Source organism: Salmonella sp. NW177 (genome assembly GCF_051811585.1).
Taxonomy (GTDB): domain Bacteria; phylum Pseudomonadota; class Gammaproteobacteria; order Enterobacterales; family Enterobacteriaceae; genus Salmonella; species Salmonella enterica.
Map to the genome: position 1 here is coordinate 376,747 of NZ_JAMMZV010000004.1, position 16,654 is coordinate 393,400.

The window sequence follows — 16,654 nt, forward strand, 5'->3', positions numbered from 1 at the left end:
ATAATGCAGGAGGCAGAATGCCAACTCCCCAAAATTACTCATTCATCGCCATAGCGGTATCAGCAGCGTTAGCCTCTATGGTATTTCCCTCCCAGGCGGCCTGGGTTGACGTTGATGGTCTGCCATCCAGTGGGCTGGTCAGCCAGTTGCCGCCGGAATTACAGGCCATTATTCCCGCTCAGGCCAGTACCGGTTTCACCAAAGTCGGTACCATGCCCAACTACGTTTATCAGTGGAACACCGGTACCATCCCGGTTTATGGCAATGGCCTCACGCTTAATGGGCCGGGCGCGGAGGCGTTTGAACACACTGTCACGGTTATTCAAAACAGCGGGACGGGAAGTCCGGGCGTGATTTTTGGCAACGACCTGACCATTCGGACGCAGTCGGCGAATGCCGCGAATAATGGTAGAGACGTCGATGGCATCCGTACTCACGGCGCGAATACTCCGGATAACCCGGTGTTTATTATTACCGGTGACCGCACCCGCATCTACGTGGATGGTCAGGATGGTGACGGTATTAACGCCGGATATAACTCACTGGGCCAGGGTTGGACCGGATCGGCCAATATTTACGTCGGCGACGATCTGTATATCAAAACTACCGGTAGCCAGGGACGTGGAATTACAGCCAACGCCATGAGGGATGCGTCACGTGCCAAAAATACGATTGTCGTCGGCAATCGTGCACATATTGTTACTACCGGCGACAGTTCGGAGGGGCTGCGTACCGGACAAAGCGGTTCGTTGATTCGTCTGGGTGACGATGCAACCATCGAAACCTCCGGCGCATCCTCTACGGGGATTTACGCAGCATCCTCCTCCAGAACCGAGCTTGGCAACAACGCTACTATTACGGTGAACGGTGCCAGCGCACACGCGGTATATGCAACTAACGCTACCGTTAATTTGGGAGAGAATGCCACTATTAGCGTTAACAGCGCCAGTAAGGCTGCATCCTATAGTAAAGCCCCTGCCGGTTTATACGCCCTCTCCCGAGGCGCCATTAATCTGGCAGGCGGTGCGGCTATTACTATGGCGGGCGATAACAGTAGCGAAAGTTACGCCATCAGCACGGAGACTGGCGGCATTGTTGACGGTTCTTCAGGAGGTCGTTTCGTCATCGACGGTGATATTCGTGCTGCTGGCGCCACCGCTGCCAGCGGTACGCTACCGCAGCAGAACAGTACGATTAAACTCAATATGACGGACAACTCGCGATGGGACGGGGCGTCGTACATCACCAGCGCTACGGCGGGCACAGGCGTTATCTCTGTACAAATGAGCGATGCGACCTGGAATATGACCAGCAGCTCAACGCTCACTGACCTGACGCTGAATAGTGGCGCAACCATTAACTTCAGCCATGAAGATGGCGAGCCATGGCAAACGCTCACCATCAATGAAGATTATGTAGGCAACGGCGGTAAGCTGGTCTTTAATACTGTGCTCAACGATGATGATTCCGAAACGGACAGGCTGCAGGTTCTCGGCAATACTTCAGGCAACACATTTGTTGCAGTAAATAATATTGGAGGATCCGGGGCGCAAACCATTGAAGGTATTGAAATTGTTAACGTTGCTGGCAATTCCAACGGTACTTTCGAAAAAGCAAGCCGTATTGTTGCCGGAGCCTATGACTACAACGTGGTGCAGAAAGGTAAAAACTGGTATCTGACCAGCTACATTGAGCCGGACGAACCGATTATTCCCGATCCGGTAGACCCTGTTATCCCTGACCCTGTCGTTCCCGATCCGGTGGACCCTGATCCAGTAGACCCGGTTATCCCTGACCCTGTGATTCCCGATCCGGTGGACCCTGATCCAGTAGACCCTGAGCCAGTAGACCCGGTCATCCCTGATCCGACAATTCCTGACATAGGGCAATCTGACACACCGCCGATAACAGAACATCAGTTCCGTCCGGAAGTGGGCAGCTATCTTGCCAACAACTATGCGGCAAATACGCTGTTCATGACGCGTCTCCATGACCGTCTGGGTGAAACCCAGTACACCGACATGCTGACGGGTGAGAAGAAGGTCACCAGCCTGTGGATGCGTAACGTCGGCGCCCATACTCGCTTCAACGATGGCAGCGGGCAGCTAAAAACCCGCATCAATAGCTATGTGTTACAACTGGGAGGCGATCTGGCACAGTGGAGCACTGACGGTCTTGACCGTTGGCATATTGGTGCAATGGCAGGTTATGCCAACAGCCAGAACCGCACGCAGTCTTCCGTGAGTGACTATCATTCCCGTGGTCAAGTCACCGGTTACAGCGTCGGCCTTTACGGCACCTGGTATGCTAACAATATCGATCGGTCTGGGGCTTATGTGGATACCTGGATGCTGTACAACTGGTTTGATAACAAGGTCATGGGTCAGGATCAGGCCGCTGAGAAATATAAATCCAAAGGAATTACCGCCTCGGTTGAAGCCGGTTACAGCTTCAGGTTAGGTGAAAGCGCGCATCAAAGCTACTGGTTGCAGCCCAAAGCGCAGGTGGTATGGATGGGCGTGCAGGCTGACGACAATCGCGAAGCCAATGGTACCCTCGTCAAGGATGATACCGCCGGTAATCTGCTAACCCGCATGGGCGTAAAAGCCTATATTAACGGCCACAATGCTATTGATGACAATAAATCTCGAGAGTTCCAGCCGTTCGTGGAGGCGAACTGGATCCATAATACGCAGCCTGCCAGCGTGAAGATGGACGATGTCAGCAGCGATATGCGTGGTACGAAGAATATTGGAGAACTGAAAGTAGGTATTGAAGGACAAGTTACCCCGCGCCTGAACGTATGGGGTAACGTGGCGCAACAGGTAGGTGACCAGGGCTATAGTAATACCCAAGGCCTACTGGGGGTTAAATACAGTTTTTGATTCAGGTAACAACAGAGCCGCTGATCTTCAGCGGCTTTTACCCGGAAGCGCTTTCATTTGGCTGATACGTTCCATGAACGGCTCCAAAACCGCTTAATGTGTACAGAAAAATATCGGGCGTTTCCCGATGGTGAACATAAAGCCACGATGGCCCTGAGTCAGGATGGTGTAACTGATACTTTTCCCTGGATAGACATAAAAATCGGGTAAAACCGTCTCGATAACCGCATCGGACAGTGTTTCGTCACGCGTGACTTTGTTGATATCCGTCGATATAAAATGGGTGCTGTCTTTATTTTCACTCCATACATAGGAAACATCACGGCGGATCACGCCGCTCATTTTATTATCGACGTAATACGTTCCGCTGATGGAAACCACCCCAGTACGTTTTTTCAGCGAATACATAAAGTCCAGCGTCAGGTTAGCCTGAGTATTGTTATAAAACACAATCACAGGCGCCGTACATTTCTCTGGATCCCGGTTCTTTTCCGTATACAAATGAAAAAGATGTCCAAGCCCTACTCCCAGAAACAGTAACGTCAGGCAGGCTAACATCAGTGCCTTTTTACCCATGTGTCACCCCGCGGAAAAAAAGCGTCACGCAGCCTGTATCACCGCGCGTTTTATAAGGTTGCTGACAAATCAATGCCGTAACCGCTGGGGTGCGACTGCTGGAAGGGAAATAGACCCATGGGTATTTCTGACAATCCATACCGGTTTTTAGAATCATTGACTTATAGCTTGCAAAGCGGCTACCGCTTTCGATATCTTCATTCCGCGAGAAAAAATGACAGCCCTGAGTTGTTTCAACCAGCGTGTAGCGATCGTAAAAATCCTTATCGGGAACGGTTTGCCAGCTGATAGTGCCAAGCAAAATACCGACAGCAAATGTCCCGGTCATCCAAAGTACAGGTACATAATGTTTAAACCAACGCCCTGACATACGCGGCGGCGTCTCACCCTTTTTTTCTATTGCCTGAGCGAAGTCTTTGCGGATAGTCATGAGGCTCACACCAGGCTCAATCTGAAAGCCTCTACGCGGAACCGTGATTATCAGCGTATCTTCATTTTCGCCAACGGTACGTAATCCGCGGCGAATAATGGAGATATTCTGATAAAGCGTATTTGCCGACACCACCATGCCGTCTTCTTCCCACACTTTTTGAAAGAATGTTTGTTGTGAGACGACGGAGGGGGCGTTTTCCAGCAGAAGGCGCAAGCAGCGGCTGGCGGGCGTTGTCAGAATAATGTTGAGATCTGGCCTCGATAATGACGCCAGGCGATTCATTTCTGGATTAAATTCAATATTATCGTTAATTATCCATAACATCGCATTGTTACCATGCCAAAACATAACGTAGTTGGAGAGGGTTAATAGACACCACTGAGTATAGTCTGATGCTGTGGCTGCGTAGCAGGACATGGATTGTCCCCTGCACATACCGATCATATAGAAGAGCGAGAGGCATAAGACATTAACAGGTAAGCGTAGACACCGCTTTTCTCATTATAGCAGACTCAGGAGTGAAAGTACGTTTGGTTTTCTTGTTCGTTAAGTCTCCTGTTTTGTATTGAGGTGAGAATATCACCTTTAATCAGGTGGCCAAATTTACTGTGCCGCTACGCTTTAATATCTCATAGATAAATCATGAGAAAATATATCCTGACAATCTATATCATATGAAAGAGAGGGTTTTATTGAACGTGTTCTCTATAATGACTTGTAATATCCAAAAAAGCAGCACTCGTTATGTAGGGATAGTTTCCAATTTATTAAGAGTTACAGTAGCCATACTTAATAAAAGCACGCTTCCCACTTAATATTTAAGCTGTGCTTTATGTTATTTAAATATAAATAAGTTAACTCTTAATTGATATATTTCAAACTTATACTAAATAAGTTTAAAACTATCTATCAGAAACAATTTGTAGGGATATAGCCTGTTTTTTCAATCAATAATCCTCTCCGACATGTAAAATAGAAACATTTATTCATAATATGAATATTGTTGTGATAACAAATTCGCGTGAAAGTAAATCGACTGAAGGTGATGCCGATGAATATTCCTTCAGAAAGAACTCAACAGGGTAATCCAGAATCGGCAACGGATTACTGTCATCAGCTTAAAAACGGAAATCGCCCCGGCGATTAATGACTTTAACACTGATAGTGACTATCAGTGAAAGGCAACAACAAGGAATGAATTATGTCTACACCCGCGAATTTTAACGGTCAACGCCCTGCCATTGATGCTAACGACGCAGTAATGCTGCTGATTGACCACCAAAGTGGCCTGTTTCAGACCGTCGGCGACATGCCGATGCCGGAATTACGCGCGCGCGCCGCGGCGCTGGCTAAGATCGCTACCTTATGCAATATGCCGGTCATTACTACCGCATCCGTACCACAGGGACCGAATGGTCCGCTGATTCCGGAAATCCATGCGAATGCGCCACACGCGCAATATGTCGCGCGTAAAGGGGAAATTAATGCCTGGGATAATGCCGATTTTGTACAAGCGGTAAAAGCGACAGGCCGTAAAACGCTGATCATCGCCGGTACTATTACCAGTGTCTGCATGGCTTTTCCAGCCATCAGCGCCGTCGCGGAAGGTTACAAGGTATTTGCGGTAATTGATGCCTCCGGTACGTACAGTAAAATGGCGCAGGAAATTACGATGGCCCGCGTGGTGCAGGCGGGCGTAGTACCAATGGATACCGCGGCGGTAGCCTCTGAGCTGCAACGTACCTGGAATAGGGAAGATGCCGCAGAATGGGCGGATGTATATACCAAAATATTCCCGGCCTATCAGCTACTGATTGAAAGTTATACCAAAGCGCAGGAAGTAGTAAAAAATAATGAACAGCTGGATTCTCAGCGCGCATAAATAACGCCCTGAAGCGGCTAAATAGCCCCATTTAATGGGGCTATTTTACTTGCCATTTTGGTCCTGGGCAGTGCTCGCCAAAACGCGTTAGCGTTTTGAACGCCGCTTGCGGCGGCCCGAAGGGCGAGCGTAGCGAGTCAAACCTCACGTACTACGTGTACGCTCCGGTTTTTGCGCGCTGTCCGTGTCCAAACTGGCTACGCCAATAACGCCTGGTGGGATAGGCTCTTAATCAAATACGCCATTAATAATCGCCGTGACCACCGCGGTACTGAGCGCGATCAGCACCAGATTATCCCCAACGATTTTCCACTCATAGCCCGGATAATAAGGTAATTGTCCCAGCATAGACGCCGGCACCGTTTTTTTAGCGATTCCCGGCGGCAGCGGTTTTCCTCTCGCCAGATTTTTCGCAATCCCCGGAGGTAAAGACTGATAACCCGTCAGCCCTAAATTCACTGCCAGTTGCCTGGCGACAGCGTAGCTAATGTCCGACTCGACGTGATCCGGTTTGCCGCCATTTTTACGGTGTTCCGTTTTTTGCCCGGCATTTCCTTTATGTCCGTTACCGTTATTACCCTGATTAGCCGCGTTATTACCATGTCCGCCGCCATTGCCATTTCCCGGATTCGCCAGCACAGGCGTAGCGCTCAGGGAAAACGTAATCAACGTCGCCAGGACGGCGGTTAAACCACGACGATTATTCATGATATTGCCCTTCTGATGTGGGATACCATGAAAATAGCGCCCCGCCATAAAAAGAACAACTACATCGATTCTTATTTTAAGCGGGGCTCGCCAACAGCAGCTTATCGTATCCAGATAGTCAGTAAAATCAGGATGATTGCTATCAGGACAACCTGATAAAAAATTTTGTCCAACCCTCTTTTTTGCATGGCGTCACCTCGTTATAAAACGATTTGCCAGAGGGCTAAACACAACACCAACAGGCTAATCAGTAAAAATATCAGCGCGATGATTTTATCGGGTGAGCGATTCATCTGGGCGATCCTCAAACATCATTAAAACCACTGGCCAAAGCGTTTGATATAAAAGCGTTTCATGCCTTGCGCCACCAGACAGTAGCTCAATAATGTCGCCACCAACCACGGGAAGTAGCTCAGTGGCAGCGGCTCCAGTCCAACCATCGCGCCCAGAGGTGAGAATGGAATATAAATGCCTATCGCCATAATCAAGCCGGTCGTCAATAATACCGGCAACGTCGCCCGACTTTGGATAAACGGTATTTTCTGCGTCCTTAGCATATGCACGACCAGTGTCTGCGAGAGCAGACCCTCAATAAACCAGCCGGACTGAAAGAGCGCCTGCGCCTCTACGTTATTAGCTGCAAAGACGTACCACATCAACGCAAAGGTTGTGATATCGAAAATAGAAGACGTTGGGCCAATCCATAGCATAAAACGGCCAATATTTTTCGCGTCCCATTTCCGCGGCTTACGCAGGAACTCTTTATCCATTTTGTCCCACGGCAACGACAACTGCGAAATATCGTACATCAAATTCTGGATCAACAGATGAATCGCCAGCATCGGCAGAAACGGAATAAACGCGCTGGCTACCAGTACCGAAAAAACATTGCCGAAATTAGAGCTGGCGGTCATATTCAGGTATTTAATGATATTGCCAAAGGTTTCCCGCCCTTTGATAACGCCTTCCTCAAGCACCATGAGATCTTTTTCCAGCAGAATAATATCTGATGACTCTTTAGCAATATCGGCGGCGCTATCGACGGAAATTCCCACATCCGCATCACGAAGCGCGGGCGCGTCGTTGATCCCATCTCCAAGAAAACCAACGGTATGACCATTTTTCTGTAGCGCTTGCAAAATACGCGTTTTTTGTAACGGCGTCAGCCGGGCGAATACTGCGCGTTTCTCCACCTCAGACGCCAGTTCGGCATCTGACATCGCCTCAACCTGGGTTCCGGTCAGGATATCGTGCGTATCAATACCCACTTCCAGACAGATACGCGCCGTCACAACCGGATTATCGCCGGTGAGGACTTTGACCGCCACGCCGTTATCCCGCAACGCGGCAATCGCTTTTCCGGCGCTCTCTTTCGGCGGATCGAGAAAAGTGAGCATCCCTTCAATGGTAAGTTCGGTCTCATCCTCCACACTTAATGTCGGATTGTTCCCGGAACCATCCAGCTTACGTGTCGCTATCAGCAATACACGGAATCCCTGCGCATTGTAATCTTCGGTTTTCGCCAGCAGCAGCTCGCGGCGTGTTTCCGTCAGCGCCACCACACGATCGCCTTCGCGAAGATGGGTGGCTACCATCATCATCTCTTCAACAGCGCCTTTGCAGATCAGGCATCTGTCTCCATGCTGCGTATCCTCCACCAGGACCGATACCCGGCGACGTACAAAGTCGAATGGCAGTTCATCGCGTTTAATGAAGCGCGCTTTTGTCGATGGTGCGATTCGCCCCTCGCCAAAACGCAGTATGGCGCGATCCATCACATTCCGGGCGCCGCTCTGGCTGCTACTATTCAGCCAGGCCAGCATCAATACCCGGCTGCTTTTTACACCGCTCACATCCAGATGATGCTCCAGAAAAATATTGTCCTGGGTTAAGGTGCCAGTTTTATCTGTACACAGCACATCCATCGCGCCGAAGTTTTGAATAGCGTTCAGGCGCTTGACGATCACTTTGCGCCGCGACATCGCAATCGCGCCTTTTGCCAGGTTGGAACTGACAATCATGGGCAACATTTCCGGCGTCAACCCCACCGCAACCGCCAGCGCGAACAGCGAAGCCTCTACCCAGTCTCCCTTACTGAAACCATTGATCAGCAGGACAACCGGCACCATGATCAGCATAAAGCGTATCAACAGCCAGCTCACGCTGTTGACTCCGCGATCGAAAGCCGTCTGGGTACGCGTACCCACAATGGATTTCGCCAGCGAGCCGAACCAGGTACGGCTTCCCGTCGCGACCACGACCGCTTGCGCTCTGCCGCTGGTTACATTGGTTCCCATCAGACAGATATTGCCCAAATCTAACAGGCTCTTATCTTTGTCAGGCAATTGCTCGCTGTCTTTACCTGCCACATCAGCCATAACATCGTATTTTTCTACGGGTAATGATTCACCACTAAGAATTGACTGGCTGATAAAGAGATCGCGCGACGCCAGCAGACGGACGTCGGCGGGCACCAGATCGCCTGCGGCCAGAAAAACCACATCGCCCGGCACCAGTTCTTCAATGGGAATCTCTTCCTGCACCGCGCCTATATTGCCCGGCCCACGACGCAACACCGTGGCGGTGGTGCGCACCATCTTTTTCAGCGCCTGTGCTGCTCTGTTAGTGCGAAACTCCTGCCAGAAACGCAATAACCCGCTCAAACTGACCATCGTCAGAATAATCAGCACGCCGGTGAGATCGGTCTCTTCGCCACGGCGTAACGGGAGCCAGTAATCCGTGATGAAACTAACCCCTGCCAGTGCCATCAGAACGTAAATAAACGGGTTATTGAATGCCTGCAGAAGCTGAACCAGCACCGGAGGAACTTGCTCATGCGCCACTTCATTGCGCCCATACACTTTCAACCGTTCGCTGGCCTCTTCTATCGTGAGGCCCTGACGATGGCTGTTCAGCCGCACCAGTGTCTCCTCCGGGCTATGAAAAGCTTCCGCTTCGATCGGAAATACTTTTTTATGCTGCTTATCATTTTCTGACGCCGGGCGATTGAGTTTCCGGTTTTCAATGTTCATGTCAGTCATGATGAATCCCCAAAATTAAGGTGTAGTGTTTCCTGCATATCACGCCCGGGGAATAGCAAACTCACGATTTGAAGGTGAATGCCCCGGGAGAATTATCTATGCATAAAAAAGGTTATTGCTTACTCACTATTTTGAGTGGGTTTTATTTTATCGACTCGGGAATATCCATCATTCCCTCCTTATACGCCTGGCGTAATGTTGAAATTGAATAAAAAACTATTATTGACTATCAATACTCCAGTGAATTGCGGTGATATTATCGTTATCACCTATTCTGGATATAATCAGTTCTCGCGTTTTACGATAATCAGCATGACCCACGAGCTCGGCACGAATTTCTTTATAGCCCTGTTCCTGAGCGGGGACCGAACCTAACCCTTGTAAACAGATCGCGGCCTCTTTTACGATATTCAGTAACCACTGACGAACCGCGCTCTCATCTTCTTTATTACAGGTTACTTTCAGGATATAACGTTTTTCTTCCTCAGCGGATATCGGGAGTTGATTTATACGCTGCGCCGCTTCACGCAATAAAATATTGGCGCAAAGAATAATGATCGTCGCCGCCAGCGCATTTTTGAACTGCCCTAAGCCGCATAACACGCCGATGCCCGCCGAACACCATAGCGTTGCCGCAGTGTTCAGTCCGCGCACATTCATCCCTTCGCGCATGATGACACCCGCCCCCAGAAAGCCAATACCAGAGACAATCTGCGCCGCAATTCTCCCGGGGCTGTCTGGCGATGTCGTCATGGAGCTCAGAATAAAAACGGCGGCGCCTGTCGCCACCAGCGCATTAGTGCGTAATCCCGCCATACGTTGACGCCATTGTCTTTCCGCGCCAATCAGCGCGCCCAACAGCATAGCGGCCAGTAAATTCAAAATATAAGGAAACATTAACATACGTTCCTCCATTTTTTCTGGAAGAATAAGTACGTGCTATATTTAGCACACGACAAATTTCTGCCCTGAGGCAATTAGCGTCGTGTTAACGGCGGAGGAAATAAAGCGTGTTTAAACATGAACATGACGATTACCTCGCGACAATGCGCGTGTTGTAACATTATTGGGATGACAATCGTCACAAGGGGAGATTGCTGCCCACCGGTTCGGCAAGCAGCGCAGGAATAGCGTGCGTTAACTTGCCAGATGATTTACGTAAAAGTGACTGTCCAACATATTACTCCTGCATGAATTTGCGCTTATTATAGTCAGTCAATATGTTCTGTAAAGTGCAAAGGCGGGGATAGTGACGATTTGTTTAAGTTTGTTTGATATTTTCCTATGACAAAAAAATGACAATATTATGTCAATAACAGGCTCGTCTGAAATCATTAAACAATAAATTCCTGCTTAATGCTGGCGATAGCTCTGTTATGATGCCTGCACGTAAAAAAATAAAACAACATGACGAGGAAAAAATGGGTTCCACCAGAAAAGGGATGCTAAACGTCCTGATTGCCGCCGTATTGTGGGGGAGTTCAGGCGTTTGCGCGCAGTACATCATGGAGCAAAGCCGTATGTCGTCACAGTTCCTGACGATGATACGTTTGTTATTCGCCGGGCTGATACTGGTGACCTTCTCCTTTATGCACGGCGATAAGATATTTTCAATTCTTAAAAACTGCAAAGATGCACTGAGTCTGCTGGTTTTCTCCGTGGTGGGCGCGCTCACCGTTCAGCTAACCTTCCTGCTCACGATAGAAAAATCCAATGCCGCCACCGCGACAGTGCTGCAATTTTTATCGCCGACCATTATTGTCGCGTGGTTTGCATTAGCGCGAAGAACACGACCAGGCATTCTGGTCTTAACCGCCATTCTTACATCGCTTATCGGCACCTTTTTACTGGTGACTCACGGCAATCCAACATCGCTGTCGATCTCTTCAGGCGCGCTGTTCTGGGGTATCGCCTCCGCATTTGCCGCCGCCTTTTATACGACCTGGCCTTCCAGGCTAATCGCCCAATACGGCACACTGCCAGTGGTCGGCTGGAGTATGTCCTTTGGCGGCCTTATTCTGCTGCCCTTCTACGCTAAAGAAGGAACGCACTTTGCGGTGAGCGGCAGCCTGATTCTGGCCTTTTTCTACCTTGTGGTGATCGGTACGTCTCTGACGTTCAGCCTGTATTTGAAAGGCGCGCAACTGATTGGTGGCCCCAAAGCCAGCATTTTAAGCTGCGCGGAACCGTTAAGCAGCGCCCTGCTGTCGCTGCTGCTGTTGGGGATTAGTTTTACCTTGCCGGACTGGCTGGGCACGCTGCTCATTCTCTCGTCAGTGATTCTGATCTCCCTCGATTCCCGTCGACGCGCGCGGGCCGCTTAACGCCGTTGATAATCACGATGACCGGGCGGAAGAGGGAAAAGTTTAATGGCGCTTTGCCTTAATCTCTTCGTCAGAAAGCCCGGTAATCATCAGCACCATCTGCCGATCGATCCCCTGTTCCAGCATCGTATGCGCAATACGCAAGGCTTCCTCCTGCTTACCTTGATGTATACCTTGCTGTATGCCTTGTTGCACGCCTTCACGCTTACCTTTTCTGCGCCCCGATTCACGTATTCTGTCTACGATCGTCATTAATCTCTCCTTGTGTTGGGGAACACGACGCGCCACCTCGCGGATAAACTTGCCAAAACGAGGCGTGCTGCCATGCTGTATTAGCAAATAATTAAACAGCGCTTTTAGCTGACTGTCATTAGCGTTTCCCGTAATCAGAAGTACCGCTAAGCGCTCGACCAATCCCATCAGGTCGCGTTGACGTATATGCTTTTGTACCAGCTCCAGCATCGCGATACGTCGATGCTGCATAATCTCGTTATCCGGCACCACCGTAATGTCTACCAGTGGAAATGCCGTCGCATAAAGCTGACGCGCCAGTGCAGGATCGTCAAACTCATCCAGCCAGCACAGCGAAAAGGGATACGGGCTTTTCGCGCCATGGTAAAACAGCATGGGAATCACCAGCGGTAACGTTTTATGACCAGCATCCAGATGGCGCTGCATCGCGGCAGTCGCGTAACGCATTAACCGGAACGCCATATGCGCGTCCGGCGTACTCTGATGCTCTATAACGACATAGATATAACCGTCGCCTTCACACGTTTTTAGTGACCAAAGGACATCGGAATAAAACGCGCGTAAATTTTTCTCGATAAAACTGTCCGGCGCCAATTTCAACGTCGTCAGATCGCAACGTATTCTTAGCGAATGGGGAAGATGAATATTGAGAAAATCCCGCGCGGTATCCGGATGGCGTAAAAACGTTTTGAATACCGCATCATGAGGCGTGGACGTGGGGCTTTTTTTCATGGCGATCCGTCACCTGAGGAATAAGATGACGCCACTGTACTCGCCAAAAATACAGACAGCATTCAGGAAAATTTAACCCCGCGAGGAGGCTCGAAAGGGAATCACTGATGGCTGCAATACGTACATTTTTGCCCAGCCTGCTACGCATTATCGCCCAATAGCGTAACGCTAACCGGGCCTACAAATACACGTCATCTGTAGGCCAGGTAAACGTAGCGCTCTTCGGCGATAAATCTCACACCAGCGCTTTGACTATCTCCATCAACCGAATGACGTCTTCGGGGCGCGTATTGCCGGTTTGCGGATCGATAATCGAGCTGTAAACATGCGGCATGACGCGCGGCACGCCTGCTTCCAGGCAGGTTTGCAGGATAATACCGAAATTATCCAGTGAGATACCGCCGGTCGGCTCGATGAGCGTCATGCCGTGGCGGGCGGCGGTTGTCGCCAGCGCATAGAGTTCCGGTAACGACTTTTCGCCGCCCATCGGGAAAAACTTCGCCGCATGTGCGCCCATATCCTGCATCATGCGTACCGCCGCTTCACAGGAAACGCGGGCTGGCGTTCCCTGGCTGCTGCTGACGCCGGTAGAAATCACCACCTCGCCAGGCGTTCCCGTCGGGCTGACCAGGGCGTTAATATGTGTTTGCTCGCCGCCTGTCGCCGCCAGTGCGCCCGCTGCGAAGCCGCTGCCGGTAAAGGTCTGGTTGACATGGGCCGGGTGAGTATGGGCGGCAATCATCGCCGCTTTGTAGTACTGCGCCGGGTCGCCTGCGCCCAGACCCACTGAGATAGACGGCACCTCCGCCATCCAGCGTTTCACCTCCGGCACGCCCTCTTCTACCGTAGCGAACTGCGCGGAAAGTACGCCAATGACCGCATGGCCTTCGGCGGCTTCATAGATAGCCTTCGCGTTGGCGATATCCTTTGCCAGCACGTTAATCGCTACCCGCTGACGATAAAAATTAATCTGCTGCATGTTCTGCAATCTCCCTGAGTCGCGCCACAATCAATGCCATTTCCCCTTCGGCTACCGTGCGTGGATCGAGGCTAAAAACCCCCTGATGAAGCTGATATTTGCGGGCGTAAATCGCTATCTCGCCGCCGCGCAACTGCGCTTCGACGTCCTGCGCATTCAGCCCCAATTCAGATGCGTTCACCCGCACACGAATACGCCAGATTGCACGCCCGGCCTCATCCTGTTCGATATCGGCATAAAGCCCATGGATGGCGGAAATCGCTTCCGCGACCGGCTGTAACTGTGCTGCGGTCACGGTCGTCTGGCCCTGGTGGTAATTCTCCAGCGCATACACCAGCCCAACCATGTTTTCCTTGCCGATTTTCATTGCCCTGGCAATCCCCTGGTGCTGCGCTTTGCAGGCGGCAATCCACGTTTTCTTACCAGTGATAAAGCCGGAGGTTGGCGCATTAAAGGCTTTCGCGCCGCTATAGATAACCATATCCGCGCCGCTCGCCACCCAGCCGCGCAAATCCTCTTCCGCCGCGGCATCGACAATCAACGGCAGGTGGTTGGCCTGCGCCACCTGTACAAAATCGTCAATGCTCAACATGCCTTTCTGTACGCAATGGTGTGATTTCACATACAGTAGCGCGGCGGTCTTTTCGTTAATGGCGCTTTCCAGTTGCCAGCGGGCCGCCAGATTGCTCGCCCCCACTTCCACTATGCGCCCGCCGCCAAGACGAATGGCGCTGGCGACTGGCGCGCCGTAGTCCACATTATGCCCGCGCAGCATCACTACCTCATTGGCCATACCGGTACTGTCCGGCATCAGGGCGACGCGCGCCCGATCGCCGTGGGTGATAGCGGCAGCGACGGCAATGGCAATACCCGCCGAGGCGCACGAGGTGATATAGCTATCTTCAGCACCCGTATAGCGCGATACCAGTTCGCCGGTTTTTTCCACCAGCGCATCAATCTCGACGAAAGCGGAAGCCGCGCGCGCGGTGGCCTGCATGACCTCCGGCGCGACGCTTGAGACGCCCAGAATGGTCATTTTGCCGCAGGCGTTAATGACCTTTTTCAACCCCAGTTGTTGATAGATATTCGGCGTCATGATTTACAGCACTCCTAACAACGAACAGACTATGCTCAGTGCGACAATCGACAGCAAAATGGTGGTGTAGCGCGGCCCTTTTTTTACCAGATAGAAGTAGATGGCGAATACCGCCGCCAGTGGCAGTAAGCCCGGCGCGATAGAGTCGAGGATCTGCTGAACCACCACTTCAGATCCTTTCAAAGCGCTAATTTTTAACGGCGTGGTGATTTTGACGTAGCTGGCGGAAAGCGCGCCCATCATGATCAAACCCAGCACGTTGGCCCCGTAGATCAGTTCTTTGATTCGCCCCCCTTGCAGCAGGCCGATAATCGAATCACGCCCCAGCGTATATCCCTTGTGGACCATGCCGTAGCTGATCGCCAGGGTGATCGCCGGGTAGAGAATCAGCGGGATAATACCGCCCATCGCGCTGCCATTTGCCGCGAACGGAATGAAGATCGCTATCAACAGCGGCATCACCGCCGCCCAGATAATCGAGTCGCCCATCCCGGCAAGCGGCCCCATCAGGCCAGTTTTAATGCCGGTGATAGACGAGTCGTTAATCGGCTCGCCGCGCGTTTTTTGTTCTTCCATGGCAATAGAGATGCCCTGAATCACCGCGCCGAAGGTCTGCTCGGAGTTAAAGAAGTTAAGGTGGCGTTTTAGCGCTTCTACCTGCTCCTCTTTTTGTGGGTAAAGTTTTTTGATGATCGGCGTCATCGAGGCGCAGAAAATCAGGCTTTGTAAGCGCTCATAGGAGCTGGAAACCTCGGCGCCCAGCCAGTAGATAAACCAGGCTTTGGTGATATCTGCTTTGGTCAGCGCCCCGCTTTCCCGCGCACGCTCAACCAGTTCATGTTGCATTACGTCACTGCTCATCATGCTGCTCCTTCATTTTTCGCCAGGCCTTTAATCAGGAAGGCGACACAGGTGCCGAAGATGGCCATCGCCATGATGTCGACCTTGAGGTATAACACCGCGAAGAACCCGCCGATAAACCACGGCAACAGGCTCTTTTTACCGATCACCATAATGGTGATGGCAAAGCCCAGCGCCGGCAGAATGCCGCCCATGATTTCAAAGGAGTGGGTTAACCAGTGCGGCATCAGTTTAAGGAAACTTTCCACCACATCCTGGCCAAAGTAGTTAGCGGCAAAGACCACCGGGAAGCGCAGCACCAGCCCCAGCAATGCCGGGTAAAGAAAGGCGCAACGCATGATGCCCGCCATGTTTGCCGTTTCCGCGTGTTTATCCGCCATATGCACCCAGGCGGCGTTCAGCGTGCGCCTCAGCTGATCGAGAAACACGCCAATCACGCCAAACGGGATTGCCAGCGCGATCGCCAGGTTTGGGTCCATACCGGCCTTCACCGCGATAGGAATGGAGATACAGGCCGCCAGCGCCGGGTCCGACGGCACGTTGCCGCCCGGCGTTGAGGTCACGCCCAAATAAACGAGCTGCATCCCTGCGCCGATGATCATCGCGGTCTGCATATTGCCAAGCAAAAGCCCGACAAATACCGCGATCACCACCGGTTGTAACAGCATCGCGGAGAAGGTGTAGCCGAGGCGTAAACGGGCAAACCAGTAATACAACCCCATCAGGCTTGCAAAGAGTAAGGTATCCATAGTGTTATCCTATACACTTCATTCTTCAGGCTGCCTCTTTGTTGGCTGCCTTCGCTCACCCCAGTCACTTACTTTAGTAAGCTCCAGGGGATTCACTCAGTTGCCGCCTCGATGCATCCAGAATGATTTTGTGTCT

15 protein-coding genes are annotated in these 16,654 nt (G+C 51.2%); 3 read left to right on the forward strand and 12 right to left on the reverse strand.

What is annotated here, in order from left to right; genetic code table 11:
* The first annotated feature begins 17 nt into the window (after nucleotides 1-17).
* Nucleotides 18-2,885 carry an intestinal colonization autotransporter adhesin MisL gene (misL, locus tag NA986_RS14545; protein ID WP_024147222.1) on the forward strand — a complete coding sequence of 956 codons (2,868 nt, stop codon included), beginning with the start codon at nucleotides 18-20 and terminating at the stop codon, nucleotides 2,883-2,885.
* A 93-nt stretch (nucleotides 2,886-2,978) separates the two neighbouring features.
* On the opposite strand, the gene NA986_RS14550 is transcribed toward misL, so the two are convergent.
* Nucleotides 2,979-3,443, reverse strand: a complete 465-nt coding sequence (locus NA986_RS14550) for a hypothetical protein (protein WP_001521985.1) — start codon at nucleotides 3,441-3,443, stop codon at nucleotides 2,979-2,981.
* A 10-nt stretch (nucleotides 3,444-3,453) separates the two neighbouring features.
* Nucleotides 3,454-4,311 carry a winged helix-turn-helix domain-containing protein gene (locus tag NA986_RS14555; RefSeq protein ID WP_001278062.1) on the reverse strand — a complete coding sequence of 286 codons (858 nt, stop codon included), beginning with the start codon at nucleotides 4,309-4,311 and terminating at the stop codon, nucleotides 3,454-3,456.
* 784 nt (nucleotides 4,312-5,095) lie between these two features.
* On the opposite strand from NA986_RS14555, the gene NA986_RS14560 reads away from it, so the two are divergent.
* Complete coding sequence (locus NA986_RS14560; RefSeq protein ID WP_023216843.1) at nucleotides 5,096-5,776, forward strand: isochorismatase family protein; 681 nt, start codon at nucleotides 5,096-5,098, stop codon at nucleotides 5,774-5,776.
* A 228-nt stretch (nucleotides 5,777-6,004) separates the two neighbouring features.
* Here the strand turns inward: NA986_RS14560 and cigR are convergent, their stop codons facing one another.
* The 5 genes from cigR to NA986_RS14585 form a co-directional block, all read right to left on the reverse strand.
* On the reverse strand, nucleotides 6,005-6,484 hold the full coding sequence (gene cigR, locus NA986_RS14565) for an anti-virulence regulatory inner membrane protein CigR (RefSeq protein WP_001065324.1): 480 nt from the start codon (nucleotides 6,482-6,484) through the stop codon (nucleotides 6,005-6,007).
* Between the two features lie 101 nt (nucleotides 6,485-6,585).
* On the reverse strand, nucleotides 6,586-6,672 hold the full coding sequence (mgtU, locus tag NA986_RS14570) for a magnesium transporter protection protein MgtU (protein WP_252515021.1): 87 nt from the start codon (nucleotides 6,670-6,672) through the stop codon (nucleotides 6,586-6,588).
* A 12-nt stretch (nucleotides 6,673-6,684) separates the two neighbouring features.
* A complete protein-coding gene (gene mgtR, locus NA986_RS14575; RefSeq protein WP_001082118.1) occupies nucleotides 6,685-6,777 on the reverse strand; it encodes a protein MgtR in 93 nt (30 codons plus the stop codon).
* 21 nt (nucleotides 6,778-6,798) lie between these two features.
* Nucleotides 6,799-9,525, reverse strand: coding sequence for a magnesium-translocating P-type ATPase (mgtA, locus tag NA986_RS14580; protein ID WP_023216844.1), 2,727 nt, complete (start codon nucleotides 9,523-9,525; stop codon nucleotides 6,799-6,801).
* A 219-nt stretch (nucleotides 9,526-9,744) separates the two neighbouring features.
* A complete protein-coding gene (locus tag NA986_RS14585) occupies nucleotides 9,745-10,440 on the reverse strand; it encodes an MgtC family protein (RefSeq protein ID WP_000392692.1) in 696 nt (231 codons plus the stop codon).
* Between the two features lie 506 nt (nucleotides 10,441-10,946).
* Between NA986_RS14585 and NA986_RS14590 the strand changes: the two genes are divergently transcribed.
* Nucleotides 10,947-11,849, forward strand: coding sequence for an EamA family transporter (locus NA986_RS14590; RefSeq protein WP_023216845.1), 903 nt, complete (start codon nucleotides 10,947-10,949; stop codon nucleotides 11,847-11,849).
* A 42-nt stretch (nucleotides 11,850-11,891) separates the two neighbouring features.
* On the opposite strand, the gene NA986_RS14595 is transcribed toward NA986_RS14590, so the two are convergent.
* The 5 genes from NA986_RS14595 to NA986_RS14615 all read right to left on the reverse strand — a co-directional run bounded on the left by NA986_RS14595 (nucleotide 11,892) and on the right by NA986_RS14615 (nucleotide 16,518).
* Nucleotides 11,892-12,833 (reverse strand): Rpn family recombination-promoting nuclease/putative transposase, encoded by a 942-nt coding sequence (locus NA986_RS14595; protein WP_000749539.1) that lies wholly within the window; start codon nucleotides 12,831-12,833, stop codon nucleotides 11,892-11,894.
* A 235-nt stretch (nucleotides 12,834-13,068) separates the two neighbouring features.
* Nucleotides 13,069-13,812, reverse strand: coding sequence for a 2-dehydro-3-deoxy-phosphogluconate aldolase (gene dagF, locus NA986_RS14600; protein WP_001186147.1), 744 nt, complete (start codon nucleotides 13,810-13,812; stop codon nucleotides 13,069-13,071).
* The gene (dgaE, locus tag NA986_RS14605) at nucleotides 13,799-14,908 is read right to left on the reverse strand and encodes a D-glucosaminate-6-phosphate ammonia lyase (protein WP_023216846.1); all 1,110 of its coding nucleotides are present in this window, start codon (nucleotides 14,906-14,908) and stop codon (nucleotides 13,799-13,801) included. The genes dagF and dgaE overlap by 14 nt, the downstream gene beginning before the upstream one ends.
* Before the next feature lie 3 nt (nucleotides 14,909-14,911).
* A complete protein-coding gene (locus NA986_RS14610) occupies nucleotides 14,912-15,772 on the reverse strand; it encodes a PTS system mannose/fructose/sorbose family transporter subunit IID (protein WP_001526325.1) in 861 nt (286 codons plus the stop codon).
* Nucleotides 15,769-16,518: a PTS mannose/fructose/sorbose/N-acetylgalactosamine transporter subunit IIC gene (locus tag NA986_RS14615; protein ID WP_000380259.1), complete on the reverse strand. Its 750-nt coding sequence runs from the start codon at nucleotides 16,516-16,518 to the stop codon at nucleotides 15,769-15,771. The genes NA986_RS14610 and NA986_RS14615 overlap by 4 nt, the downstream gene beginning before the upstream one ends.
* Nucleotides 16,519-16,654 lie beyond the last annotated feature (136 nt).